Below are 25,220 nucleotides of genomic sequence, written 5' to 3'. Positions count from 1 at the left end.
GGCGGTGTCTTCCTGGTTTCCCGTGAGAGGGCAGGGCTGCTCGGGGCAAAACCCTTTGAAGATCGAGCGCGGGATCCCCTCTCCCGAGTGGGAGAGGGGTAGGGGTGAGGGTGGAGACGGTTCCGCGTGAAGCCGAGAGCGTCGAGCTGCGCAGCTCGACGGTTCGAGGTCATTGCGGAACCCGAGCCACCCTCACCCCCGGCCCCTCTCCCACTCGGGAGAGGGGGGACCCGCGCTCTTTCTTTCCCCCGGGGCGGTCCTGAATGAAGGGCAGAGGCCGGTGGAGCACCGCCCGCGTCGTCCTGCAAGGGGGCACGGGGTCGCCCTGCCGGTCGAAAAGGAATGCCCGCGCAGCAGGCGCAGCACTGCCCTGCGCGTGAGCAGGCGCACGGCCTCGCCCGCCATGTTGCGTTGCGTCGCACGCTCTCCTATCGCTCGCCGCGACCGGTTCCCGCGCCCCCAGCGGTCTCCGCCTCCCGTTTCCAAGAAGACCTGCAAGAAGACCCGCCCATGGCCGACAAGCTCTCACTGCCCAAGGACAAGATTCGCGTCCTGCTGCTCGAAGGCATCAACGACAGCGCGGTGGCGCTGCTCGAGGCGTCCGGCTACGTCACCGTCACGCGGCTGGCCAAGGCGCTCGATCCGGCCGACCTGCACCAGGCGCTGAAGGGCGTCCACATCGTCGGCATCCGCTCGCGCACCCAGCTCGACGAGGCCGCCTTCGAGGCCGCCGACCGGCTGATGGCCGTCGGGTGCTTCTCGGTCGGAACCAACCAGGTCGACCTCGAGGCGGCGCGCCGGCGCGGCATCCCGGTCTTCAACGCGCCGTTCTCCAACACCCGCTCGGTGGCCGAGCTGGTCATCGGCGAAATCGTGATGCTGCTGCGCCGCATCGTGCCGCGCTCGGTCTCGGCCCATGTCGGCGGCTGGGACAAGTCGGCCAACGGCTCGTTCGAGGTCCGCGGCAAGACGCTCGGCATCGTCGGCTACGGCAATATCGGCTCGCAGCTCTCGAACCTCGCCGAGGCGATGGGCATGAAGGTGATCTTCCACGATCTCACCGACCGCCTGCGCCACGGCAACACCGAGCCGGTCGAGAGCCTGAACGCGCTCTTAAGCCAGAGCGACGTGGTCTCGCTGCACGTGCCCGAGACCGCCTCGACGAACAACATGATCGGCGAGGCCGAGATCCGGGCGATGAAGCCCGGCTCGTACCTCATCAACAATTCCCGCGGCACGGTGGTCGATCTCGACGCCCTGGCGGCGGCCCTGAAGGACGGCCACCTGCGGGGAGCCGCCGTCGACGTGTTTCCGGTCGAGCCGAAATCGAACCAGGAGCGCTTCAACTCGCCGCTCCAGGGGCTCGAGAACGTCATCCTCACGCCCCATGTCGGCGGCTCGACCGAGGAGGCGCAGGAACGCATCGGCGCCGAGGTGGCCCGCAAGCTCGTCGACTACTCGGATATCGGCTCGACGGTCGGCGCGGTGAACTTCCCGCAGGTGCAGCTGCCGGCCCGGCCGACCGGCCTGCGCTTCATCCACGTGCAGCGCAACCTGCCGGGCATGCTCGGGCGCCTCAACGAGACCTTCGCCCGCAAGCACATCAACATCGCGGCGCAGTTCTACCAGACCGACGGCGAGGTCGGTTACGTGGTGGTCGAGACCGACACGACCGACGTCGATCCGGAGGCCCTGCTCGAGGAGCTGCGCGCCATCGACGGCACGATCCGGGCGCGGCTGCTTTACGAGCGCCGCTGACACCGGCGCCGGGGACGGGAGACGGTCCCCGGCAGCCCATGGAACGATCGACCGGACCATGAACGCAAACGGGCCCCTCTCGGGGCCCGTCGCACGTCCGGTTGATGGTTGGCTGCGTCAGTAGCCGTAGCGCGCCCGCGACAGCGGCGAGGTCGGATCGAGATAGTCGATCGCCGACAGGTCGACGGTGACGGCGCTGCGGCGGGCGCCGATGAACGGGCCGTTGGTGATCGGGTCGGGCAGGATGCCGGCGCCGCCGAACCGCTCGCGGTTGGCGATGTAGGGCGGCGAGTTCAGGTAGGACGCGGTGATGAAGTGCGGGTTGGTGGCCGGGTTGCCGGTCGCGCCCGAATTGGCCTCCACCACGTTGCCGGCATCGAGCCAGCTGCGCGGCCGCACGCGGATCGCGAGGCCCTGCCCGTCCTTGTAGCTGCGGATGACGTAGCTGTCCTGCGCCTGCGAGGAGGCGGTGCCGGCGCCCAGGGCCGCGAGGGAGAGAAGCCCGGTCAGGGCGAGAGTCTGGAAGCGCATGCCGCACCTTTGCTGATCGTCGCCAGGGTAGCGTCGCACTCGTTAAGAAACGACGCCTTTGGAAAAAGAGACGTGCGAACGCGGCCGAGGTTCCCCTTCACGGTGGGCCCGGTCGCGAATGCCGCACTCTCGCCGCATTCCTTCGGACCGCCTTGCGCGGCACCGGCAAGGCCGCGGTGGTGGCCGGCTCCTCCGGCGGACAGGACGCCGTGCGGGGCGCCGCCAGCATCGCGGCGATAGCCGGTGACACTTGAGCCCCCGGCCGCGGGTTCAGGCGCTCGACCGTACAGGCCACGGCCTGCGGCTCGGGCAGTTGCCCGAGGGGAGCACAGAGCCAGCCGTCGAGCCGCAGGGCCGCGTTGAGACGGAACGCCGTGCAGGCGCGCTTCCCCTCCGCATCGGCGAGCGTCGCGTCGACGGTGTCGAGCACCCCGAACCGCGTCGCGAGCTGGCCGCGCTCCCCGGTGCGCGTGACCGCGAGACCGCCGGCCTCCGCGGCCCGGCGGGCGAGCGTCACGAACAGGCTCCCCTCCCCGTCCGCCTCGGCCGTCTCGGTGGCGACGAGGCGCAGGAACGGCGCCTCGTGCACCCCGAAGGTGCCGGCGGTCAGCGTGTCCTCCCGCAATCCCGCCTGGATCCGGGCGCTGCCGGCCGCCTCACCCAGCCGGTAGCGGTCGGCCGCCACCTCGCCCCAGACCGGCGGAGCCACTGCCGGCGCGGCGTAGCGCGGCACGAAGGCCGCCGCCCGGGTCGCCGGCGGATCGAGTTGAGGATCGGCCTGCCGCCGCTCGCTCGCGAGCACGCTGAGCAGCGCGATCACCGAAGCGGCCCCGATCGTCCGCCCGGCGGCGCGCCGGCGCCAGGAGCGCGTCGGAACGGCACGGGGCAAATGCCGCGGCAGCATCGGCTCGACCGGGCCGATGTCCCGCGCAAGAGCGTGGCCCGCCCGTGCCAGGGCGGCATCGTCGAAGTCCGGCCTCTGCCGCACGGGATCGCTCCTTTACGGTTGCGCGTGGTCGCCAACCCAGGATCCCTGTGCATTTTAGCGATTTCGTTGACCGGCCCCGACTTGTCCCCGGCCGAGCGACCGCAGAGTTACCGAAACCCTAACAGGTGACGGCAGGCGGAATCTGTCGCCGTCACGCGATCACGACGCTTGACAGGCCGAGGCGTTCGGGCTGTTGCTTCCCGCGCTCGCGCACCCCATCTCGGGTGTCGCCATTTCCGAGGACTGACCGCGCCATGCGGCCTGTGTCGACCACGACGAAACGCAAAGCCACGACGGCGATTACCGCCGCCGGCTGAAGCCTCGCGTCGTCCTCGGATCCCTCCCCGTCCGTGGCGGACGGAGGCCGGGCTCCTTCGAGCCCGCCTGAGATCGTCCGGGGAGGGTCAAGTCCGAACTGGAGCGATTGAGATGGGTTACAAGGTTGCCGTCGTCGGAGCCACCGGCAATGTGGGCCGCGAGATGCTCGACATCCTGGCCGAGCGCGCCTTCCCGGCCGATACCGTGGTGGCGCTCGCCTCCCGCCGCAGCCTGGGCCAGGAGGTCTCCTTCGGCGACAAAACCCTGAAGGTCCAGGCCCTCGACCAGTACGACTTCTCCGACACCGACATCTGCCTGATGTCGGCCGGCGGCGAGACCTCGAAGGAGTGGTCGCCCCGCATCGGCCAGCAGGGTTGCGTCGTCATCGATAACTCGTCGGCCTTCCGCTACGATTCCGACGTGCCCTTGATCGTGCCGGAGGTGAATGCCGACGCCGTGGTGGGCTTCACCAAGAAGAACATCATCGCCAACCCGAACTGCTCGACCGCGCAGCTCGTCGTGGCCCTCAAGCCCCTGCACGAGGCCGCCACCATCAAGCGCGTCGTCGTCGCGACCTACCAGTCGGTCTCCGGCGCCGGCAAGGAAGGGATGGACGAGCTGTTCAACCAGACCCGCGCGGTGTTCACCGCCGGCGAGGTCAAGATGCAGAAGTTCACCAAGCGCATCGCCTTCAACGTCATCCCGCACATCGACGTCTTCATGGAGGACGGCTCCACCAAGGAAGAGTGGAAGATGGTGGCCGAGACGAAGAAGATGCTCGATCCCAAGATCAAGCTGACGGCGACCTGCGTGCGCGTGCCGGTGTTCATCGGCCACTCCGAGGCGGTGAACGTCGAGTTCGAGCGCCCGCTCTCGGCCGAGGAGGCGACCCAGATCCTGCGCTCGGCGCCCGGCATCCTGGTCGACGACAAGCGCGAGCCCGGCGGCTACATCACCCCCCACGAGGCGGCGGGCGAGGACGCGACCTACATCTCGCGCATCCGCGAGGACATCACGGTCGAGAACGGCCTGTCGTTCTGGTGCGTGTCGGACAACCTGCGCAAGGGCGCGGCCCTGAACACGGTCCAGATCGCCGAGGTGCTGATCAACCGCAAGCTGATCTCCCCGAAGCAGAAGGCCGCGTGACGCGCCGTCCCGCTGCGAATCGGGACGGAATCCCGTAGAGTTGCGAACCCGACCCGGCCCGCCTTCCGCAAGGAGGCGGGCCGTCTTTCGTCGAAAGGGAGAATGCCCGCATGGCCCCCACCATCCTGTCCGTCCGCGACGACACCCTGGCGGTCCTGGAGCGCCTCGGCGTCCCGGCCTCGTCCTTCGCGGAAGAGGGACTCCCGGCCCGCTCGCCGGTCGATGGCGGCGTGGTGGCGACGGTGCGCCAGACCACGTCCGACGAGGCCGAGGCGGTGGTGGCGAATGCGGCGCAGGCCTTCCTCGCCTGGCGCCGGGTGCCCGGCCCGCGCCGCGGCGAGCTGGTGCGGCTGCTGGCGGAGGAGCTGCGTGCGCACAAGGACGATCTCGGCCGCCTCGTGACCCTGGAGGCCGGCAAGATCCTCTCGGAGGGCCTCGGCGAGGTCCAGGAGATGATCGACATCTGCGACTTCGCCGTCGGCCTGTCGCGGCAATTGCACGGGCTGACCATCGCCACCGAGCGGCCGGATCACCGCATGATGGAGGTCTGGCACCCGCTTGGTGTCTGCGGCGTGATCACGGCGTTCAACTTCCCCGTGGCGGTGTGGTCGTGGAACGCCGCCTTGGCGCTGGTCTGCGGCGATCCGGTGATCTGGAAGCCGTCGGAGAAGACCCCGCTCACCGCGCTCGCCGTCCACGCGCTCGCCACGAAGGCGGTGAAGCGCTTCGGTGCGGAAGCGCCCGACGGCCTGCTCGGGCTGCTGGTCGGCGGGCGGGAGCTGGGCGAGCGGCTGGTCGAGGACGAGCGCGTGGCGCTCGTGTCGGCCACCGGCTCGACCGCGATGGGCCGGCAGGTGGCGCCGAAGCTCGCCGCCCGCTTCGCCCGGGCGATCCTGGAACTCGGCGGCAACAACGCCGCCATCGTGGCTCCGTCCGCCGATCTCGACCTCGCCTTGCGCGCCATCGCCTTCGCGGCGATGGGCACCGCCGGCCAGCGCTGCACCACCCTGCGGCGCCTCTTCGTGCACGACTCGGTCTACGATGCCCTCGTGCCGCGCCTGAAGGCGGCCTACGGCTCGGTGCGGATCGGCGATCCGCGCGACCCCGCCACCCTGATCGGCCCGCTGATCGACGTCGCGGCCGCCGACGCCATGGCGCGTGCCCTCGACGAGGCCCGGGCCATCGGCGGCACGGTGCATGGCGGCGAGCGCCTGCGCGATATCCGCGGCGAGGCGGCGGCTTATGTCCGCCCGGCTCTCGTCGAGATGCCCGAGCAGACCGGCCCGATGCGCCGCGAGACCTTCGCGCCGATCCTCTACGTGACCCGCTACACCGCGCTGGAGGAGGCGATCCAGGCCCAGAACGCGGTGGCGGCCGGCCTGTCCTCGTCGATCTTCACGAAGGACCTGTCGGAGGCCGAGATCTTCCTGTCGGCCTCGGGGTCCGATTGCGGCATCGCCAACGTCAATATCGGGCCGTCGGGCGCCGAGATCGGCGGCGCCTTCGGCGGCGAGAAGGAGACGGGCGGCGGCCGCGAGGCGGGCTCGGATTCCTGGAAGGCCTATATGCGGCGGGCCACCAACACCATCAATTACGGCAAGACCCTGCCGCTGGCGCAGGGCGTGACGTTCGAGGTGTAATACCAACGGTCGTTGGAAACGACCTTTGGTTCCGTTCTCGAATTTTCGTCAAGCCTCTGGCTTGGCGTAGACAATTCGAGATGGCTCAATGGCCCGATGCGTCAGCATCTTGGGCCATTGGTAGAAGGGATGACGGCCCGGCGCCGCCGAAGCGCCGGGCCGTTCCGCCTCACGCCGCCGGCATCGCCCGCTCGATCATCCGGGCGAACAGCGACACGCCGTAGGGCGCGGCCTGATCGTTGAAGTCGTAGGCCGGGTGGTGCAGCCCGGCGCCGGGGCCGGTGCCGAGGAAGATGTAGGCGCCCGGCCGGGCGTTCAGCATGTAGGAGAAATCCTCCGCGCCCATCATCGGCTGCACCGCGCGCTCCACCGCGCCCTCGCCCGAGACCTCCGCCGCGACGTCGGCCATGAAGCTCGCCCGCCCCGGATCGTTGGCGGTCACCGGATAGCCGCGGCCGTAATCGGCGGTGGCGGTCGCACCGAAGGCGGCGGCGACGTTCGAGGCCACCTGGGCGATGCGCGCCTCGCACAGGTCGCGGACACTCTCCGAGAGGGTGCGCACCGTGCCGTTGAGGATCGCGAATTCCGGGATCACGTTGAAGGCGTCGCCGGCCTTCACCTGGGTGATCGAGATCACCGCCGACTCGATCGGATCGATCGTGCGCGAGGTGATCGATTGGAGCGCGGTGACGATGTGCGAGGCGACCAGCACCGGATCGATGCAGTTGTGCGGGGCCGCCGCGTGGCCGCCCTTGCCGTTGACCGTGATGGTGATCCGGTCGGCCGCCGCCATGATCGCGCCGGGGCGGATCGCGAAGCTGCCCAGCGGCAAGCCCGGCATGTTGTGCAGGCCGTAGACCTCCTGGATGCCGAAGCGCTCCATCAGGCCGTCCTTCAGCATCACGTCGGCGCCGCCGCCGCCCTCCTCCGCCGGCTGGAAGATCATGACGGCCGTGCCGTCGAAGTTGCGGGTCTCGGCCAGGTACTTGGCGGCGCCGAGCAGCATCGCGGTGTGCCCGTCATGGCCGCAGGCGTGCATCGTGCCAGGCACCGTCGAGCGGTGGGGGACGCCGCTCGTCTCCTCGATCGGCAGGGCGTCCATGTCGGCGCGAAGGCCGATCACCTTGCCCGAGCCGGTATCGCGGCCGCGAATGACGGCGACGACGCCGGTCTTGCCCAATCCCGTCACCACCTCGTCGCAGCCGAAGGCGCGCAGCCGCTCGGCCACGAGACCCGAGGTGCGGTCGAGGGCGAACAGCAGCTCGGGATGCTGGTGGAAGTCGCGGCGCCAGGCCGTGATCTCGTCGGAGAGGGCGGCGACGCGGTTGATGACGGGCATGTGACAATACGCTCGTGTGGGGGCGGAAAACGGACGGGCAGGATGCAACAGGCAGAGTGGCGCGCGGTCAACTCCCTCCGGCCGTTCGCGAACGGCGCGGGCCCGGCGCCCGGCGCATGGCCCCGGCCGGTTGGCCCGGGACTTGTTAGGGCTGCGCGATCGTTCCTGTCCCGTGCACCATCCGGCGAGAAGGGCCGGGACGATGCATCATTTTTCATCATTCTGGCGTCGCGCGCGGCGCCGGAAGGCTCTAGTAAGAGCCTCAGCGTCCCCCCGCGGAGTGTACCCGTCGATGTCGTTCGTGAAGTCCCGTCCGCTGCTGGCCTGCCTGGCCGCCGCCACCGCCCTCATGGCGGTTGCCGGTGCCGCGCCGGCCTCGGCCGCCAACACCTTCCGGTTCGCCTTCCAGGGCGACCTCAAGTCCCTCGACCCGTACACCCTGAAAGAGACGTTCACGATCGCCGCGCACGGCGCGGTCTACGAGTCGCTCGTCACCCGCGACAAGGACCTGAAGCTGGTCCCGGGCCTCGCCGAATCCTGGGAGACGCCGGAGCCGACCCGCTACCGCTTCAAGCTCCGCAAGAACGTCAAGTTCCACGACGGCTCGCCCTTCACCGCCGACGACGTGATCTTCTCTGCCGAGCGCGTGCGGGCGCCGGGCTCCAACTTCCAGACCAACGTTCCGGCGGACGCCACCTTCGTGAAGGTGGACGACCACACCGTCGACATGGTGCTGAAGAACCCCAACCCGATCGCCCTGTACCAGTTCGGCAACTGGTACATCATGTCGAAGACCTGGGCCGAGAAGCACGACGCCCTCAAGCCCACCCCGGTCGCCGCCACGGCCCCGAGCTACGCGGCCCTGCATGAGAACGGCACCGGCCCGTTCGTGATCACCGAGCACCAGCCCGGCGTGCGCACGGTGTTCAAGAAGTTCGACGGCTACTGGGGCAAGGTCGAGTCGAACCTCGACGAGGCGATCTTCACCACCATCAGCAACGACGCCACCCGCGTCGCCGCGCTGATCTCGGGCGAGGTCGACTGGATCGACCCGGTCCCGCTCCAGGACCAGAGCCGGGTCAGCTCCAGCCCCAACGCCGTGGTGGTGAACGCGCCCGAATTGCGCACGATCTATCTCGGCATGGACCAGACCAGCGACGAGCTGCGCGGCTCCAACGTCAAGGGCAAGAACCCGTTCAAGGACGTGCGGGTGCGCGAGGCGTTCTTCCGCGCGATCGACGAGGACGCGATCGTCAAGCGCGTGATGCGCGGGCAGGCCACCCCGGCGGCCCTGCTGATCGCCCCGCCGCTCTTCCCGCTCGCCGGCGAGTTCAAGCGCCCGGCCTACGACCCGAACAAGGCGAAGGCCCTGCTGGCGGAAGCCGGCTATCCCAACGGCTTCGAGGTGCCGCTGGACTGCCCGAACGACCGCTACGTCAACGACGAGGCGATCTGCCAGGCCGTGACCTCGATGCTCGCCCGCGTCGGCGTCAAGGTGAACCTGATCGCCCAGCCCAAGGCGAAGTACTTCGCCAAGATCCTGAAGCCCGCCTTCGACACCTCGTTCTACATGCTGGGGTGGACGCCGTCGTCGATGGACTCGCACAACATCCTGTACGAGATCGCCGGCTGCCGGACCGACAAGTCCTCGCCGCGCGGCACCACCAACCTCGGGAATTACTGCAATCCGAAGGTGGATGCGCTCGCCGACAAGATCGAGCGCGAGACCGACCAGGCGGCCCGCAACCAGATGATCAAGCAGGCCTACGAGATCGTCATGGGCGACTGGGGCTACATCCCGCTCCACCAGCAGGCGCTGGCCTGGGGCGTGTCGAAGAAGGTCAAGCTGGTGCCCCGCGCCGACAACCAGATGATGCTGTACTGGGTGTCGAAGGAGCAATAAGGCGCCTCCCCCACTATTCCGAGTGAAAGGAAAGGCGCGGGTCTCCCCTCTCCCGGGTGGGAGAGGGGCCGGGGGTGAGGGTGACAGGCTTCAGTGTGAACCGCTGAGCGTGGTGCTGGCAGCTCAACGGTCAGAGCCAGACTCAAAACCGTGTCACCCTCACCCCTACCCCTCTCCCACACGGGAGAGGGGATCCCGCGCTTCACGCATCATAATCAGAGAACCCAAGAAACCCCCTCATGCTCGCCTTCATTCTCCGCCGCCTGCTGCAATCCGTCGGGGTGCTGCTGGCGGTCGGGCTGATCGCCTTCGCGATGTTCCGCTTCGCCGGCGATCCGGTGAACCAGCTCGTGGCACCCGATACGCCCTATGCCGAGCGGTTGCAGATCCGCCAGAGCCTCGGCCTCGACGATCCGGTGCTGGTGCAGTTCGCCCGCTATGCCGGCAACGCCGTGCGCGGCCAGTTCGGCAACTCGTACCAGTTCCGCCAGCCGGTCTCGACACTGCTCGCCGAGCGGATGCCCGCGACGCTTGAACTGGCCTTCTGCGCTACCCTGTTCGCGCTCACCGCCGGCATCCTGATGGGGGTCTATTCGGCGCTCCGCCGCGACAGCGTCGGCGCCAAGCTCGTCCAGGCGATCTCGCTCGTCGGCGTCTCGCTGCCGACCTTCCTGATCGGCATCCTGCTGATCTTCCTGTTCTCGGTCACGCTCGGATGGCTGCCCTCCTACGGTCGCGGCGACACGGTGCGGATCGGCTGGTGGACCACCGGCTTCCTGACGACATCGGGCCTGAAGGCCCTGATCCTGCCCTCGATCACGCTGGGCCTGTTCCAGATGACGCTGATCATGCGCCTCGTCCGGGCCGAGATGCTGGAGGTGCTGCGCACCGACTACATCCGCTTCGCGCGCGCCCGCGGCCTCACCACCCGCTCGATCCATTTCGGCCACGCGCTGAAGAACACGCTGGTCCCGGTCATCACCGTGGCCGGCCTCCAGCTCGGCTCGATCATCGCCTTCTCGATCATCACCGAGACGGTGTTCCAGTGGCCCGGCATGGGCCTGCTCTTCGTGCAGGCGGTGCAGAACGTCGACGTGCCGATCATGGCCGCCTACCTGCTGCTGGTCGCCCTCATCTTCGTGACGATCAACCTCGTGGTCGATCTCCTCTACACCATCGTCGATCCGCGCCTGCGCCTCTCGGTGCGACGGGCGACGTGAGGATAGTTTGAAGCCCATGTCCTCCCCCGCCCTCCCCGCCGCGGCGCCGCCGTCGCGCCTCGCGCGCTTCCTCGATTCCGATCTCTTCGCCAGCTTCAAGCGCTCGAAGCTGGCAATGGCGGCGTTCGTCGCCACGGTGCTGTTCGTGGCGCTCGCGCTGCTCGCCCCCATCATCTCGCCGCAGAACCCCTACGACCCGGCGCAGCTCGAGCTGATGAATGCCAGCCTGCCGCCGATCTGGTACGCCGACGGCCAGGCGCCGTTCCTGATCGGCACCGACGACCAGGGCCGCGACGTGCTCTCGGCGGTGTTCTACGGCATGCGCCTGTCGCTCCTCGTCGGCGTGCTCGGCGTGCTGCTGTCGGGCTTCATCGGCATCGGCCTGGGGCTGATCGCCGGCTATGCCGGCGGCTTCGTCGACACGATCATCATGCGCGTCGCCGACGTGCAGCTGACCTTCCCGGCGATCCTGATCGCGCTCATCGTCGACGGCGTCGCCAAGGCGGTGGCCGGCGGCCACATGGAGGCGGATGCGCAGATCGCGCTGATCGTCGTGGCGATCGGCCTGTCGTTCTGGGTGCAGTATGCCCGCACCGTGCGCGGCTCGGTGATGGTCGAGAAGAACAAGGACTACGTCCAGGCCGGCCGGCTCATCGGCCTGTCGGCGCCGGTGATCCTCACCCGCCACATCCTGCCGAACGTCACCGGCCCGGTCTTCGTCATCGCCACCATCAACCTGGCGCTCGCCATCATCACCGAGGCGACGCTCTCCTTCCTCGGCACCGGCCTGCCGGAGACGATGCCGTCGCTCGGCACGCTGATCCGCACCGGCAACCGCTTCCTGTTCTCGGGCGAGTGGTGGATCGTCGCCTTTCCGGGCCTGGCGCTGGCCGGCCTCGTGCTCGCGATCAACCTGCTGGGCGACTGGCTGCGCGACGCCCTGAACCCCAAGCTGCAATGACCGACATGACCCAACCCGTCCTCTCGGTGCGCGACCTGCGGGTCGAGTTCGCCACCCGCCGCGGCGTGCTGACCGCCCTCGACGGCGTCTCCTTCGAGATCAACCGCGGCGAGGTGCTCGGCGTCGTCGGCGAGTCCGGCGCCGGCAAGTCGGTGACCGGCTCGGCGGTGATCGGCCTGATCGACCCGCCCGGCCGCATCGCCGGCGGCGAGATCCGCCTCGCCGGCGAGCGCATCGACAACCTCTCGCCCGACGCGATGCGGAAGGTCCGCGGCAAGCGCATCGGCATGATCTTCCAGGACCCGCTGACCAGCCTCAACCCGCTCTACCGGGTTGGCCGGCAGATCGAGGAGACGATCCGCACCCACACCGACCTCTCGGCCAAGGCCGCCCGCCAGCGGGCGATCGACCTGCTCGCCGAGGTCGGCATTCCGGCGCCGGAGCGGCGCATCGACGGCTTCCCGCACGAATTCTCCGGCGGCATGAGGCAGCGCGTCGTGATCGCGCTCGCGCTCGCCGCCGAGCCGGAGCTGATCATCGCGGATGAGCCGACGACGGCGCTCGACGTCTCGGTCCAGGCCCAGATCATCACGCTGCTGAAGCGCCTCGGGCGCGACCACGGCACCGCCGTGATGCTGATCACCCACGACATGGGGGTGATCGCCGAGGCCGCCGACCGCGTCGCGGTGATGTATGCCGGCCGCGTCGCCGAGATCGGCCCGGTGGCGGCGGTGGTGGGCGATCCGCTCCACCCCTACGCCAAGGGCCTGATGGGGGCGATCCCGTCCCTGTCGCACGAGGCCGACCGCCTGGCCCAGATCCCCGGCGCGATGCCGCGGCTCTCGGCGATCCCGCCCGGCTGCGCCTTCAACCCGCGCTGCCCGAAGGTCTTTGCCCGCTGCACGGTCGACCGGCCCGAGCCCCTGGTCGTCGGCTCCCACCGGGTCGCCTGCCACCTCTACGACGCGACCGGACAGGCCGCCGCATGAAGCCCCACATCGCCTTGAAGCCCGTGATCGCTCCCCAGCCCGACTACGTGCAGGTCCGCGACCTGCGCCGCCTGTTCGACGTCTCGCGCCCCTGGCTCAACCGGGTGATCGAGCGCCAGCCGCGCCAGTACCTCCGCGCCGTCGACCACGTCTCGTTCTCGGTCGCCAAGGGCGAGACCCTGGCGATCGTCGGCGAATCCGGCTCCGGCAAGTCGACGGTCGCCCGCATGGTGGTCGGCCTGATGCCGCCCTCCGACGGCGAGGTCTCGATCGCCGGCATCTCGATGACCGACCCGCGCCAGGCCGCCGAGCGCCGGGCCCTGCGGCGGCGCATCCAGATGATCTTCCAGGACCCCTACGCCTCGATGAACCCGCGCTGGCGGGTCGACCGGATCATCTCCGAGCCGATCCGCGCCTTCGGGATTCTGTCGGGCGAGCGCGAGATCCAGGCCCGCGTCGGCGAGTTGCTGACCCTGGTCGGCCTGCACCCCGACGACGGCAAGCGCTACCCCCACGCCTTCTCGGGCGGCCAGCGCCAGCGCATCGCCATCGCGCGGGCGCTCGCCTCCGAGGCCGAGTTCCTGGTCGCCGACGAGCCGACCTCGGCCCTCGACGTCTCGGTCCAGGCCCAGATCCTGAACCTGATGCGCGACCTCCAGGACCGGCTCGGCCTGACCTACCTGTTCATCAGCCACAACCTCGCCGTGGTGCGCCACATGGCGAACCGCATCGGCGTGATGTATCTCGGCCGCATCGTCGAGATCGGCGGCGGCCGCGAGCTCTTCACCGCCCCGAAGCACCCCTACACGCGCATGCTCCTCGATGCGGTTCCTGATCTTGCGCATGTCGGACGGCAGCGGGTGCCGGTGCAGGGTGAGATCCCGAACCCGATCAACCCGCCGTCAGGGTGTACCTTTCACCCGCGCTGCCCGTTCGCGAATGACCGGTGCAAGGCGGAGGTGCCGGTGTTCCGGGATGGGGTGGCGTGTCATGCGGTGGAGGAAGGGCGGTTGATGCCGGGGGGTCTGACGTTTGTTGCTTGATTACAAGTAATCAATTTGTGCTTTGCAGTGCGCTATTTGTAGTCGATCGCACTGCAAAGCCTATTCCCATGAATTAGCGCGCCATCCTAATTGATCTGTGCAGAATAAATTAAATATAGATTTGTACTATATACATAGCAATTTTTATGTTGATAAAATGTTCCTTATCTGTTAGCCAGCGACAGAATATCAAATCAAAAAAACAGGGCGTAGACTCAAATCTTTGGCAACTAAATGCGTATTTTGTTGACGACTACGAGTCGCTGCCCCTCTTTTTGCATTTTCAAAATCTGGATATATTTTTATTATTCTCGCATTTCCTGTGCCATATTCAGCCCATCGACCGTCTCCACGTTCTACTAAAAATTTGTATTTTGGTCGATTCGTTGAAATATGCTGCATGGCTAGTGCGTGCGTGTGTGATCTGCACAACCACTCAATTGCGTTAGAGATAGAAATATCTGACGATATACCGACAAGCAACGCCGTCTCAATATGAGTGTCCAGATCCAGTGAAGCAATATTCGATCCGATATCATGAGCGCCAGCATTCCTAGCTTTTTTAAAATTTTCGAAATCATTACTTAGCGCCAATCTCGATGCTCCAATTTCACTACAAACAGTCTGAAGTTGAAACCAGCCGTTTTTGACACCAAATAACTTTGGAAGATCTCTAACATCTTCTGATTTAATATTTGATCCATTGGGACTGAAGCCAAATTTGTTATACGAACTTGGATTTGATAATATCCTTGCGATTGATGATATATTCTGTTCAGCATATATTAATTTGTCATTTTTATCTAAAAATTTTAACCGATTGGCGAGTCCTTGCACCGCTTGCACTGTGAAGAAATTTCTAAATTCATCAGGAAAACTGCTATATGGTATAGCCGAACTTGACAAGCTAGCCACAGCTTCTTCCAATCGATCTTCTAAATAAGTTTCAAGTAAAGAGAAGGCGGAAACAACCAATCCGTTGCGCAAAATACGCGCTTTTATGTTGTGATCTGAAGGCGCTATGCCCTGATCAATGAACGAGGCGTCTGATTGCAGCGATCGCATAAGAGCAATCGTTTTATAAAAATTGTCTCTTGCATTACTCACGAGCGATCGCCATCAGCATGTTGTAAACAGCATCGACACGATAACGTATGCGCTGTGGGGTGTTAGTACCCGTCCGAACGGACTCCTCGAATCTATCATCTTGAAATAAATTTCGAGTCACTTCAAGCACACGATCTTGCCTACCTGAAATTATATGCAGCACATTGTTTTCAAGCCTTGCCACTGCCAGCATTTGCGCATCGTACATTCCAGCTAAAAATTGCGATCTCCATCTATCTCCCTCTGGCCGCTTAAACGCGTTTTCTCCCCAAAAAGTCTCGCATCTCGCAAGAGACTTAATAAAAAGATTTTTGTATCGCTGTATGACCTCTTCGTCTTGGTCAGAATATTTTTTCATAAAATCGTCCATCGCCTTAGATAGACGTCCACTGAAAGCTTCGAGATCCGACGATAGCGTCATAAATCGCAATACATATTCCGCGTCTTCCATGTTGCGATATGGGGCAGATTTTGCGTTTTCGATTTTTAATTGTTGTTTTAAAAAATTATATCCGGCTAATTCGTATATTGCGTCATTCAAGACTCCCCTGAAAGCCACGTTTCTAATTTCTTGGTCGTTTAATGACTCACCCCCTCGATTAAGGCGAAGAAATACCTCATATTTTAAATCGGTGTGGGTCTGCCGCAGCAAGGTCACAACCCTCATTGAAGGTCGAAGCATAAGTGAGTTTTGTATTGGTATAGGCAAATTCTCAAATTTAATCCCATTTGCCTCCTGCAATCTCTCTGGGTCTTTAAGTGCAATTCTATTATGGATAAATTCATTAATTGCATGCAATCTTTGCTTTCCATCGATAGCCGTGTAAGTACCATCGAATTCTTCAGATAAATAAATTGGGGGCACCGGCACATTCAAAAGAAATGACTCGATGAGCGCAGTTTGCTTTTCTATCTTCCATCGCTCGCGCCTTTGAAAGGCTGGCTGTAAATTTATACCTCCCGACTCTACCATTTGTGCAAGCGTGCCGAGTGGTACATCAGCTGTCTGAGTTACAAGCTGTGTTTGCGCCTCGTTGAAACGCGTCAACAAATTACTCACTAAGCGCTCCGCATGTCACTTTCAAGCTACAGATTATACGATTCAACAACTTCGCCCTATGTAAGGTAGTTGCTCAGACGTATCAATAGCCGATTTTGCCCGCCGACGCAGACACAGTCCCTGAAACATTACATGGATCATATTTGGCGTCGAGATATTCGGTGATGAGAAAATATTTTTGTCCGCAACAAGAGGCTTAATTTATTAAATTCCTGCGCTTCACTGAATCAAGAATGGCCGCAAACGTATCGTTCGCGGCCGCTTCCACATGTCATATTTCGTTGTCTCTAAGTTTCAGCTCTTCACCGCCCCCGCCGTCAACCCACCCACCATATACCGTTTGAACACATAATAGATCGCGGCAGGCGGCAGGGCGTAGATCAACCCCGTGGTCATCAGCAGCTCCCACGGCGAGTCATCCGCCGCCAGGAAACTCCCCAAGGCCACCGGCAGGGTCACGTCGGTGTCGCGGGAGAGGAGCAGGAAGGCGAACAGGTACTCGTTCCAGGCGAGCAGCAGCGCGTAGACGCCGATCGCGACCAGGGACGGGACCATCAGCGGCAGGTAGACGAAGCGGAAGAGCTGGGGCGGCGAGGCGCCGTCCATGATCGCGGCTTCGTCCAGCTCCACCGGCAGCTTGTCGGAGGCCTGCTTCAGCACCCAGATCGCGTAGGGGCTGGCGATCGTCACCATCGCGAGGATCAGCGCCCACTTGCTGTTGAGCAGCCCGTACGCTCCCATCGTCTTGTACATCGGCACGGCCAGGAACGCGGCCGGGATGAAGTAGGTGAAGAGCGCCATGTTCATCACGGTCCGGCCGCCCTTCACCTTCAGGCGGCTGATCGCGAAGGCCGCCGCGGTGGCGACGAACAGCGTCAGCACGCCGGTCGCGAAGGCGATGACCGCCGAGTTCCAGAATTGCTGCCAGAAGTTCGATAGGAAGTAGTGCTGCTGCCCGAACACGATTCTAAAGTTCTGCAGCGTCGGGTGGGCCGGGAACAAAGCCCCCGACATCGCGTCCTGCTTCGGCGAGATCGCGAACAGGACGAGGTGGTAGATCGGGATCACGGTCCAGAGCAGGACCGGGATGCCGATGAGGAGGAGCTTGGCCTCCGTGCCGGCCGCGCGCAGCCAGTTGGTGCGGGCGGCGGCGCGCTCCTCGGCGGACGGCGTCGCGCGGGCTGTCAGGGTCGTGCTCATTTCGAGAGCCTCTTCATCAGCACGTAGACCAGCGGCAGCACGAAGGGCATCGCGCAGACCACCGCCGCCATCGAGGCGTCGACCTGATCGAGGCGAAGATACCGGATGCCGAGGGTCGCCAGCACGTGGGTGAGGTCGGCGGGACCGCCGCCGGTGAGCAGGTAGACCGAGTTGAAGTCGCCCAGCGTCCAGATCATCGACAGGATGGTGCAGGTCACGTAGAGCGTCCGCATCGACGGCCAGGTGACGTGCAAAAACTTCTGCCACTTGGTGGCACCGTCGACGGAGGCCGCCTCGTAGAGGTCGGCCGAGATGGCGAGCCGCCCGGCGAGCAGGATCAGCGTCCAGAAAGGCAGCGACTTCCAGATATGGACGCCGATGGCGAGCGTGAGCGCGAGGCTCGGGTCGTTGAGCCAGTTCGGGCCGTCATCGCCGGTCAGCCGGAAGATCAGCGAGTTCACGATGCCCCATTCGGGGTTGAGCATGAACCGCACCGACAGGATGGTGGGGATCGACGGCACCGCCCAAGGCAGGATGAACAGCACCGACAGCCAGCGGATCCACTTCCGCTCGTTGGTGAAGAAGCCCGACAGCACGAGCGCGATCGCCATCTTCACGTTGATGCCGACGATCAGGAAGATCAGCGTGTTGACGACGGCGCGGGCGAAGATCGGGTCTTCCGCCAGATGCACGTAGCTCGCGGGGCTGCGCGCCAGCCACAGGCCGTAGCCGATCGGGTAGATGACGAAGAACAGGAAGATCAGCAGGTAGGGCGCGATCAGGATCAGCCCCCAGGCCTGCCACGAGGTCAGGCGGAAGGGCTGGGCCGCGGCGACCGGCGCTGCCTCAGCGACCGTTGCGGACATGGTCGGTCTCCTCGATGAGGCCGGGATGGGGGGTACGCGAAAACCGAGAGCGGGCCCCGAGCGCTAAGCGATCGGACCCCGCTCTGGATGGTGTGGGTGGAGGCACGGGTGCCTCTCCTCTTGTTCCGCGGGTCTAGGCGGGACTGTCCTTCAAAGGATCGAGCGCCCTCCCCTCCCCCTTGTGGGGAGGGGTCAGGGGGTGGGGGTGGTGCCGCGTCAAGCGCGAGGCTTCTCCGGCACCACCCCCACCCCTAGCCCCTCCCCACAAGGGGGAGGGGAAGCGCGCGCCCATCAAAGGGGAGAGCGCTCGGATCGAAGTTACTGCCCGGCGATCTGCTTGATGCGGGTCAGCATCTCGTCGGCGGCCTTCTCGACCGGGACCTTCTCGCTCACCACCCGGTTCATCGCCTTGGCGAACACGTTCTCGTTGTTGACCAGCGTGAACTTGTAGTTCTTCACGTAGTCGAACGGCTCGGTGCCGGACTTGAACTGGTTGTAGACCGCCTTGCGGTGCTTGTCGGCCTGCCAGAACGGGCTCTCGATCGAGGCGGTGGTGACCGGGAACCAGCGGCCGATCGCGCCCTCGACGTAGGGACGGAGGTTGTCCTCCTCCATGATGAACTTCACGAACTCCTTGGCCGCCGCCTTGTTCTTGGCGCCCGAGAAGACCACGCCCTGCTTGACGTCGGCACGGTAGGTCATCGGCTTGCCGTCCGGCCGGTTCGGGAACGGCGCGGTGATGATGGTCTCCTCGTAGGCCTTCTTCGAGGCCTCGCGCTGCTCAGGGGTGTTGTTCGGGTTGACGCTGTCCTCGTACCACTTCGCGGCGATCGAGATGGTGAAGTTGTGCGTCATCACCGTGGTGCGGTTGTGGAAGGCGACGTTGTTGTCGGGATCCTTCCAGGTCGTCGCCGAGGGCGGCACGCAGCCCTTGACGTAGGGGTCGGTGTAGTCCTTCAGCGCCTTGACCACGCCCTCGCGGGTCTTCGGGTCGTCGACGGTCAGCTTGCCGTCGCTGTCGACGAGCTTGGCGTCGTAGGCGTCCATGAAGGCGTAGAAGGACTGGAAGCTGTCGGTCGATTCCACGCCCATCGGCGCGCCGATGCCGTAGGTGCGGGTGCCGGACGCCTTGCGGTAGGCCGGCTGGACCTTGTCGCACCAGAACGCCCAGTAATCCGACCATTTCTGCGGGATGTCGGCCTGCTTGAAGCCGGCCTTCTCCAGCATGTCGCCCCAGATCTCGGTGTGGAGGGTCTGGCGCTTGAGCGGGAAGCCGTAATAGGCCTTCTTGCCGGTCTGGCCGTTCATGAGCAGCACGTGCTCGACGGTCTGGGCTGCGAAGCGCGGCATCATCGGCTGGAGGACGTCGGTCAGGTCCTCGAGCTTGCCCTCATAGGCCCACTTGCCGGCGGCCTGGTTGTTGTAGGTGTCGGAATAGCCGACATCGGGCGGCGAGCCGGAATCCAGCGCCGCCACGGTCTTGGGGATCATGTCCTGGATCGCGTATTGCGACAGCTCGACCTTGATCCCGGTCTTCTGCTCGAACTTCTTGATCGTCGCCCAGAGCGACTCGTCCTCGGACCGGTAGAAGCCCTTGCTGAACCAGACGGTGAGCGTCTTGTTGTCCTGCGCGACGGCCGGCAGCGCTGCCATAACCAGCGCGCCCATCGACAACGCCCCCGCGATCACTCGCTTCATCGATCCGTTCCTCCCATCCGCCCCGTTGGTCGGGCGGCTTATCCCGCATATCAGCACGGGACGGAGCGGGGCGCAATTCGGCGACAGTCAACACAAGGTATAAGCCCGGCGCGATTGTATTGCGCGCCACGGGGTCAAACCCGCGCGACGCCCATGCAGATCGGGACATTCCACTCGCAATAACGGTCCGGCGGCCGTGAACAAGATCTGACAATCCCGTCTTGACGACCCCGCCGCCCGATCCGATACGCTCCCCGCAACACGACATTCATCTGTCGATAAGCGGCCGACGAGCCGCATAGGAAGGGAGGAGCGCCATGCCCCGCATCGTCTCGCTGGAGGCCGGGTATTACCGCGTCGCGCTCCCGGTCCCCCTCAGCGACAGCATGCACGGCGACATGCCGGCCTTCGAGCTCAACACCGTCCGCCTGCGCGACGCCGACGGGGCGGAGGGCACCGGCTACACCTATACCTGCGGCCGCAACGGCGGCGCCATCGACGCGATCCTGCGGCGCGACATCCCCGACCAGATCATCGGCCAGGACGCCGACCGGATCGCGCATCTGTGGCAGCGGATCTGGTGGGGCCAGCATTACGGCGGCCGCGGCGGGCCGGCGGTGCTCGCGCAATCGGCCCTCGACATGGCGCTGTGGGACCTGAAGGCGAAGCGCCTCGGCCAGCCGCTCTGGCTGCTTCTCGGCGGGAACGATCCCAAGGTGCCGTGCTACGCCGGCGGCATCGACCTGCACCTGCCGCTCGACCTTTTGCTGCGGCAGACCGACGACAACCTGAAGAAGGGGTTTCGCGCGATCAAGATGAAGGTCGGGCGCGACAGGCTCTCGCAGGATGTCGAGCGGGTGCGGGCGATGCGCGCGCATCTCGGCGACGGATTCCCCCTGATGGTGGACGCCAACATGCGCTGGAGCGCCGACGAGGCGATCCGCGCGGCGCGAGCCCTGCAACCGTTCGCGCCGTTCTGGCTCGAGGAGCCGGTGATCCCCGACGACGTCGCCGGGCAGGCCCGGGTGGTCCGCGAGGGTGGATTGCCGATCGCCGCGGGCGAGAACCTGCGCTCGCTGTGGGAGTTCAAGCAGCTGATCACGGCCGGCGGCGTCACCTACCCGGAGCCGGACGTGACGAATTGCGGCGGCGTCACGCCGTTCATGAAGATCGCGCACTTGGCCGAGGCCTTCAACCTGCCGGTCACGTCGCACGGCGCGCACGACGTCACCGTGCATCTGCTCGCCGCCTGCCCGAACCGCTCGTACCTGGAGGCGCACGGCTTCGGGCTGGACGCCTACATCGCCGAGCCGCTGGCGATCGAGGACGGCTTCGCAGTGGCGCCGGACCGTCCGGGCCACGGCATCGCCTTCGACTGGAAGGGGCTCGCGGCGATCCGGGCCTGACCGGCGGTCACGCGGGCCGCGCCGCGCCGTCGACGGCGGCGTCCGCCACCCGGAACTGCCCCCGCCCCTGCGCCTTCGCGGCGTAGAGCGCCGTATCCGCCGCCACGAACAGGTCGGCGGAGGACCGGCCATCGGCGCGGGCGATCCCGATCGACGCGCCGACCGTGAAGGTGCGGCCGGTCCAGGTCATCGGCCGGCTCAAGGCGGCGATGAGGCGGGCCGCCACCTCCTCGGCGATGCCGGGTGCCGTGGTGGCGAGCAGGATCGCGAACTCGTCGCCGCCGATCCGGGCGACGACGTCGCCGTCGCGGCACGAGTGGCGCAGCCGCGCCGCCACCTCGACCAGGCAGGCATCGCCCGCGGCATGCCCGAACGTGTCGTTGACCGGCTTGAACCCGTCGAGATCGATCAGCAGCAGGGCGCCGAACGGGGAGCGTCCGGGCGGGTCCCGGTCGAGGGCGGCGAACCGGGCCTCGAAAGTCGCCCGGTTGGCGAGCCCGGTCATGGCATCGAATTCCGCGAGGTAGCGGGTCCGGTCGGCGAGCAGCTTCTCCTCGGTGATGTCCTGCTTCATCCCGAAGATCCGCACCGGGACCGCGCCCTCGCACTCGACCGAGGCGGTGATGCGGATCCAGCGGCGGCGGCCGGCGAGCGTCACGATCTCGGCGTCGAGGGCGAAGCCGCCGCGCTCGGCGATGGCGCGGCTGCGGGCGGCGGTCAGCGCCTCGCGGGATTTGGGCGTGTAGCAGGCGACGATCCGGCTCCTGTCGAGGGGTGCCTCCCGCGGCAGGTCGAACATCGCGTAGACCTGATCGGTCCAGGTCAGGGCCTCGTCCGGCAGGGCGCATTCCCAGACGCCGATCCGCGCGGCGGCCGAGGCGCGATCGAAGATCTTGCGGCTATGGGCGAGCGCCCGCGTCTGATGGGCGAAGGCCTCGCGAAAGTCCGTCGTCGCCCGGGCGAGGCAATCGGCGGCGGCGGCGAAATCGGCCAGGCGGCGGCTTTCCGCGGCCCTCGGCCGGCGCGGCTCGCGATCGACGAGGGCGAGGATGCCCGATCCCGGCTCGATGGTGCAGGTCGCCAGGAACCGGCATTCCGCCGCGCCGGGATGGGTGCGCCAGCGGGCGGCGGCGAGATCGGCGACGAGGCGGATCACGCTCCCCGGCCGGCGGCTCGCCACGGCCCGGCACAGGTCGGCGACGGTGGCGGGCAGGTCGGCGCCGGCCGTCGCCAGGGGCGGCCCCTCATCGGGGCCGAGCAGCAGAACGGCATCCACGGCGAAAGCCCCCCGGACGCGTTCGAGGAACGCCGCCAAAGCCTCCGCCCCGGGAGCCGGGGGCGAACAAAGATCAGTTGCACATCGCAACTTCGTGCTCGCTTGCATTGCAGGCGCAAATCACGTTCCGTCCGTCTGTGATCAGACTAACGACAGGAACTTAAGCCAAGATTGATCGCCGGGTCATTCACCGTTTCCGCCAAGGACAAGGCTCTCTTACGTCGCATCGACGGGAGAGCGTCGCTCACGCCCGCCTGAGCCGCAGGGCATTGCCGACCACGAACACGCTCGACAACGCCATCGCCCCCGCGGCCAGAACCGGCGACAGGGACGGCCCGCCGGCCGCCCGCAACACGCCCGCCGCCACCGGGATCAGCGCCGCGTTGTAGGCGAAGGCCCAGAACAGGTTCTGGCGGATGTTGCGCATCACCGCCCGCGACAGCCGCAGCGCCTCGGCGACGGTGGCGGGATCGCCGGCCATCAGCACCACGTCGGCGCTCTCCACCGCCACGTCGGTGCCGGTGCGAGCGCCAGGCCCGTATCGGCCTCGGCCAAAGCCGGGGCGTCGTTGATGCCGTCGCCCACGAAGGCGACCGGGCCGTATTGCTCGCGCAAGTGCCGGACGGCGTCGCGTTTGCCGGCGGGCAGCACCTCGGCGAGGACCGTCGTGATGCCGAGGCTCCGGGTGACGCCCTCGGCGGCGCCCCTCGCATCGCCGGTGACGAGGGCGACCGCGAGGCCCCGGTCGGCCAGCGCCCGCACGGCCGCCGCGGCGCCGGGCTTGACCGGATCGGCCACCGCCAGGAGCGCCGCCGGCACGCCGTCGAGGGCGAGGTAGAGGGGTGAGCGTCCCTCCCTCGCCAGGCGCTCGGCCTCGGGCGCGAAGCCCGAGAGGTCGAGGCCGGCGAGGTGGCGGGCGGCGCCGATTGCGACCGCGCGGTCCCCGGCCCGGCCGGTGACGCCGTGGCCCGGCACGGCCGCGAACGCGCTCACCGGCGGCAGGTCCAGGCCCTTCTCGGCGGCGGCCGCCACGATGGCGCGGGCGATCGGGTGCTCGGAGCGGGCCTCGAGGGCGGCGGCGGCGGCCAGCACGGCGTCGGCGTCGAAGCCGGGGGCCGGGATCAGGTCGGTGAGGGTCGGGCGGCCCTCGGTCAGGGTGCCGGTCTTGTCGAAGGCGACGACGCGCACCTCCTCCAGGGCCTGCAGGCCGGCACCGCTGCGAAACAGGATGCCGCGCTCCGCCGCCCGGCCGGTGCCGACCATGATCGAGGTCGGGGTGGCGAGCCCCATGGCGCAGGGGCAGGCGATGATCAGCACCGCCACCGCATGGACCAGAGCGAGGCCGAGGGAGGGGGCGGCGCGAGGACGAGCCAGGCCAGGAAGGTGAGGAGGGCGAGAGCCAGCACCGCCGGCACGAACCGGGCGGTGACCCGGTCGGCCAGCGCCTGGATCGGGAGCTTGGCGCCTTGCGCCGCCTCGACCATGCGGACGATCTGGGCGAGCGCCGTGTCGGCGCCGACCCGCTCGACCGCGACCGTGAGCGCCCCGGTGCCGTTGACGGTGCCGCCGGTGACGGGATCGCCCGGCGCCTTCGCCACGGGCACCGGCTCGCCGGTCAGCATGCTCTCGTCGATGCGGGAGGCGCCCTCGACCACCCGGCCATCCGCCGGCAGGCGCTCGCCGGGGCGGACGCGGACCCGGTCGCCGACCGCGAGGTCGGCCACCGGGACCTCGGTCTCGAGGCCGTCCCTCACCGCGAGGGCGGTCTTCGGCGCGAGGCCGACGAGGCGCGCCACCGCCGCTCCCGTGCGGCCGCGGGCCCGCGCCTCCAGGCTGCGCCCGAGCAGGATCAGGGTGACGATGAGGACCGAGGCCTCGAAATAGACGTGGGCCGCGCCGTCCGGGAGCCAGCCCGGCCCCAGGGTCGCGACCAGCGAGAACAGGTAGGCGGCGCCGGCACCGAGCGCCACCAGGGCGTTCATGTCCGGGTGGCCGCGCACCAGACCGGGCAGGCCGCGGGAAAAGAAGCGCCGCCCGGGCCCGGCGAGGACCAGGGTGGCGAACACGGCCTGGATCCCGGCGCTCCAGGCCCCGGGCAGGAGGCCGTGGCCGGCGAGGTGGCCGCCCAGGAGGTGACCACCCATGTCGAGCACCACGACGGGGAGCGACAGGAGGGCGGCGAGGATCAGGTTGCGGGTCAGCGTCTCCGGCTCGCGCGGGGGAGCGTCGGCCTCCGGCTCCGTCGCCACGGGACGGGGCTCGTAGCCGGCCTCCCGTATGGCGGATTCGAGGGCGTCGAGGCTCACGAGCCCGGCGGGGTGGCGCACGCTCACCCGGCCGGTGGCGAGGTTGGCGCTCGCCTCGCGCACGCCGGGCACTGCCTTCAGCACCCGCTCGACCCGGCCGGTGCAGGAGGCGCAGGTCATGCCGTCCACGATCAGTTCGCTCACCGCCTCCGGCACCGCATAGCCGGCATCCTCGACCGCCGCGGCGAGCGCCGTCGGGTCGTTGTCGGGAGTGAGGTCCAGGGTGGCGCGCCCGGTGGCGAGGTTGACGGCGACCGCCTGCACGCCGGGGACCCGCTTCAGCACCCGTTCGACCCGGCCGGTGCAGGACGCGCAGGTCATGCCCTCGACGGGCAGGGTGAGGCGGCGGGCGGGTGCGGTCATGGTGCGGTCTCCCGCCGGGGAATGTGGGGCGCGGGGTCGCTCTCCGGTACGGTAGGGATCGACGTCGTGCCCTGCTTTGCGAACATGGTTTCGCCGCGCTCG

General features: G+C 66.8%; 18 protein-coding genes and 1 pseudogene. 9 read left to right on the top strand and 10 right to left on the bottom strand.

Annotated features, from left to right (window positions below; translation table 11 throughout):
• Nucleotides 1–510 precede the first annotated feature (510 nt).
• Entirely contained in the window at nucleotides 511–1,758 is a 1,248-nt protein-coding gene (gene serA, locus F1D61_RS08960; RefSeq protein ID WP_203157560.1) for a phosphoglycerate dehydrogenase, read from the top strand.
• Nucleotides 1,759–1,875: 117 nt separating this feature from the next.
• On the opposite strand, the gene F1D61_RS08955 is transcribed toward serA, so the two are convergent.
• Nucleotides 1,876–2,289 (bottom strand): hypothetical protein, encoded by a 414-nt coding sequence (locus F1D61_RS08955; protein ID WP_203157559.1) that lies wholly within the window; start codon nucleotides 2,287–2,289, stop codon nucleotides 1,876–1,878.
• 97 nt (nucleotides 2,290–2,386) lie between these two features.
• Nucleotides 2,387–3,277, bottom strand: coding sequence for a hypothetical protein (locus tag F1D61_RS08950; RefSeq protein WP_203157558.1), 891 nt, complete (start codon nucleotides 3,275–3,277; stop codon nucleotides 2,387–2,389).
• Nucleotides 3,278–3,706: 429 nt separating this feature from the next.
• On the opposite strand from F1D61_RS08950, the gene F1D61_RS08945 reads away from it, so the two are divergent.
• Both F1D61_RS08945 and amaB read left to right on the top strand, forming a co-directional pair.
• Nucleotides 3,707–4,741, top strand: a complete 1,035-nt coding sequence (locus tag F1D61_RS08945) for an aspartate-semialdehyde dehydrogenase (protein WP_048429215.1) — start codon at nucleotides 3,707–3,709, stop codon at nucleotides 4,739–4,741.
• Nucleotides 4,742–4,851: 110 nt separating this feature from the next.
• On the top strand, nucleotides 4,852–6,381 hold the full coding sequence (amaB, locus tag F1D61_RS08940; protein ID WP_203157557.1) for an L-piperidine-6-carboxylate dehydrogenase: 1,530 nt from the start codon (nucleotides 4,852–4,854) through the stop codon (nucleotides 6,379–6,381).
• A 169-nt stretch (nucleotides 6,382–6,550) separates the two neighbouring features.
• Here the strand turns inward: amaB and F1D61_RS08935 are convergent, their stop codons facing one another.
• Nucleotides 6,551–7,720, bottom strand: coding sequence for a M20 aminoacylase family protein (locus F1D61_RS08935; protein WP_203157556.1), 1,170 nt, complete (start codon nucleotides 7,718–7,720; stop codon nucleotides 6,551–6,553).
• A 292-nt stretch (nucleotides 7,721–8,012) separates the two neighbouring features.
• On the opposite strand from F1D61_RS08935, the gene F1D61_RS08930 reads away from it, so the two are divergent.
• The 5 genes from F1D61_RS08930 (at nucleotide 8,013) to F1D61_RS08910 (ending at nucleotide 13,836) form a co-directional block, all read left to right on the top strand.
• The gene (locus F1D61_RS08930) at nucleotides 8,013–9,623 is read left to right on the top strand and encodes an ABC transporter substrate-binding protein (protein WP_203157555.1); all 1,611 of its coding nucleotides are present in this window, start codon (nucleotides 8,013–8,015) and stop codon (nucleotides 9,621–9,623) included.
• Nucleotides 9,624–9,862: 239 nt separating this feature from the next.
• On the top strand, nucleotides 9,863–10,843 hold the full coding sequence (locus tag F1D61_RS08925) for an ABC transporter permease (RefSeq protein WP_203157554.1): 981 nt from the start codon (nucleotides 9,863–9,865) through the stop codon (nucleotides 10,841–10,843).
• Between the two features lie 16 nt (nucleotides 10,844–10,859).
• Nucleotides 10,860–11,804 carry an ABC transporter permease gene (locus F1D61_RS08920; protein WP_203157553.1) on the top strand — a complete coding sequence of 315 codons (945 nt, stop codon included), beginning with the start codon at nucleotides 10,860–10,862 and terminating at the stop codon, nucleotides 11,802–11,804.
• A 5-nt stretch (nucleotides 11,805–11,809) separates the two neighbouring features.
• Complete coding sequence (locus F1D61_RS08915) at nucleotides 11,810–12,793, top strand: ABC transporter ATP-binding protein (protein WP_203157552.1); 984 nt, start codon at nucleotides 11,810–11,812, stop codon at nucleotides 12,791–12,793.
• The gene (locus tag F1D61_RS08910) at nucleotides 12,790–13,836 is read left to right on the top strand and encodes an ABC transporter ATP-binding protein (RefSeq protein WP_203157551.1); all 1,047 of its coding nucleotides are present in this window, start codon (nucleotides 12,790–12,792) and stop codon (nucleotides 13,834–13,836) included. The genes F1D61_RS08915 and F1D61_RS08910 overlap by 4 nt, the downstream gene beginning before the upstream one ends.
• Before the next feature lie 189 nt (nucleotides 13,837–14,025).
• Here the strand turns inward: F1D61_RS08910 and F1D61_RS08905 are convergent, their stop codons facing one another.
• From F1D61_RS08905 to F1D61_RS08885, 5 genes are all read right to left on the bottom strand, one after another.
• Nucleotides 14,026–14,943, bottom strand: a complete 918-nt coding sequence (locus tag F1D61_RS08905; RefSeq protein WP_203157550.1) for a HEPN domain-containing protein — start codon at nucleotides 14,941–14,943, stop codon at nucleotides 14,026–14,028.
• A complete protein-coding gene (locus F1D61_RS08900) occupies nucleotides 14,936–15,991 on the bottom strand; it encodes a DUF262 domain-containing protein (RefSeq protein ID WP_203157549.1) in 1,056 nt (351 codons plus the stop codon). Before F1D61_RS08900 ends, F1D61_RS08905 begins: the two co-directional genes overlap by 8 nt.
• Nucleotides 15,992–16,297: 306 nt before the next feature.
• Entirely contained in the window at nucleotides 16,298–17,203 is a 906-nt protein-coding gene (locus F1D61_RS08895; RefSeq protein ID WP_246775793.1) for a carbohydrate ABC transporter permease, read from the bottom strand.
• The gene (locus tag F1D61_RS08890; RefSeq protein WP_203157548.1) at nucleotides 17,200–18,069 is read right to left on the bottom strand and encodes a carbohydrate ABC transporter permease; all 870 of its coding nucleotides are present in this window, start codon (nucleotides 18,067–18,069) and stop codon (nucleotides 17,200–17,202) included. The genes F1D61_RS08895 and F1D61_RS08890 overlap by 4 nt, the downstream gene beginning before the upstream one ends.
• Nucleotides 18,070–18,387: 318 nt before the next feature.
• Complete coding sequence (locus F1D61_RS08885; protein WP_203157547.1) at nucleotides 18,388–19,767, bottom strand: ABC transporter substrate-binding protein; 1,380 nt, start codon at nucleotides 19,765–19,767, stop codon at nucleotides 18,388–18,390.
• Nucleotides 19,768–20,084: 317 nt separating this feature from the next.
• Here F1D61_RS08885 and F1D61_RS08880 point away from each other — a divergent pair, with 317 nt between their 5' ends.
• Nucleotides 20,085–21,173, top strand: a complete 1,089-nt coding sequence (locus F1D61_RS08880) for a mandelate racemase/muconate lactonizing enzyme family protein (RefSeq protein WP_203157546.1) — start codon at nucleotides 20,085–20,087, stop codon at nucleotides 21,171–21,173.
• Nucleotides 21,174–21,180: 7 nt separating this feature from the next.
• Here F1D61_RS08880 and F1D61_RS08875 read toward each other — a convergent pair whose 3' ends face one another.
• Together F1D61_RS08875 and F1D61_RS08870 are read right to left on the bottom strand one after the other, a co-directional pair.
• The gene (locus F1D61_RS08875; protein WP_246775792.1) at nucleotides 21,181–22,449 is read right to left on the bottom strand and encodes a GGDEF domain-containing protein; all 1,269 of its coding nucleotides are present in this window, start codon (nucleotides 22,447–22,449) and stop codon (nucleotides 21,181–21,183) included.
• 244 nt (nucleotides 22,450–22,693) lie between these two features.
• Nucleotides 22,694–25,118 (bottom strand): annotated as a pseudogene (locus F1D61_RS08870) (heavy metal translocating P-type ATPase).
• Nucleotides 25,119–25,220: the final 102 nt, after the last annotated feature.

The organism is Methylobacterium aquaticum (genome assembly GCF_016804325.1).
GTDB lineage: Bacteria > Pseudomonadota > Alphaproteobacteria > Rhizobiales > Beijerinckiaceae > Methylobacterium > Methylobacterium aquaticum_C.
This window is presented reverse-complemented; position numbering and strand designations above follow the sequence as displayed.

What these genes read in the sequence shown, in the direction of transcription:
- serA (WP_203157560.1), top strand. Translation starts at nt 511, where the DNA reads ATGGCCGACAAGCTCTCACTGCCCAAGGACAAGATTCGCGTCCTGCTG.
- F1D61_RS08955 (WP_203157559.1), bottom strand. Translation starts at nt 2,289, where the DNA reads ATGCGCTTCCAGACTCTCGCCCTGACCGGGCTTCTCTCCCTCGCGGCC.
- F1D61_RS08945 (WP_048429215.1), top strand. Translation starts at nt 3,707, where the DNA reads ATGGGTTACAAGGTTGCCGTCGTCGGAGCCACCGGCAATGTGGGCCGC.
- amaB (WP_203157557.1), top strand. Translation starts at nt 4,852, where the DNA reads ATGGCCCCCACCATCCTGTCCGTCCGCGACGACACCCTGGCGGTCCTG.
- F1D61_RS08935 (WP_203157556.1), bottom strand. Translation starts at nt 7,720, where the DNA reads ATGCCCGTCATCAACCGCGTCGCCGCCCTCTCCGACGAGATCACGGCC.
- F1D61_RS08930 (WP_203157555.1), top strand. Translation starts at nt 8,013, where the DNA reads ATGTCGTTCGTGAAGTCCCGTCCGCTGCTGGCCTGCCTGGCCGCCGCC.
- F1D61_RS08925 (WP_203157554.1), top strand. Translation starts at nt 9,863, where the DNA reads ATGCTCGCCTTCATTCTCCGCCGCCTGCTGCAATCCGTCGGGGTGCTG.
- F1D61_RS08920 (WP_203157553.1), top strand. Translation starts at nt 10,860, where the DNA reads ATGTCCTCCCCCGCCCTCCCCGCCGCGGCGCCGCCGTCGCGCCTCGCG.
- F1D61_RS08915 (WP_203157552.1), top strand. Translation starts at nt 11,810, where the DNA reads ATGACCCAACCCGTCCTCTCGGTGCGCGACCTGCGGGTCGAGTTCGCC.
- F1D61_RS08910 (WP_203157551.1), top strand. Translation starts at nt 12,790, where the DNA reads ATGAAGCCCCACATCGCCTTGAAGCCCGTGATCGCTCCCCAGCCCGAC.
- F1D61_RS08895 (WP_246775793.1), bottom strand. Translation starts at nt 17,203, where the DNA reads ATGAGCACGACCCTGACAGCCCGCGCGACGCCGTCCGCCGAGGAGCGC.
- F1D61_RS08890 (WP_203157548.1), bottom strand. Translation starts at nt 18,069, where the DNA reads ATGTCCGCAACGGTCGCTGAGGCAGCGCCGGTCGCCGCGGCCCAGCCC.
- F1D61_RS08885 (WP_203157547.1), bottom strand. Translation starts at nt 19,767, where the DNA reads ATGAAGCGAGTGATCGCGGGGGCGTTGTCGATGGGCGCGCTGGTTATG.
- F1D61_RS08880 (WP_203157546.1), top strand. Translation starts at nt 20,085, where the DNA reads ATGCCCCGCATCGTCTCGCTGGAGGCCGGGTATTACCGCGTCGCGCTC.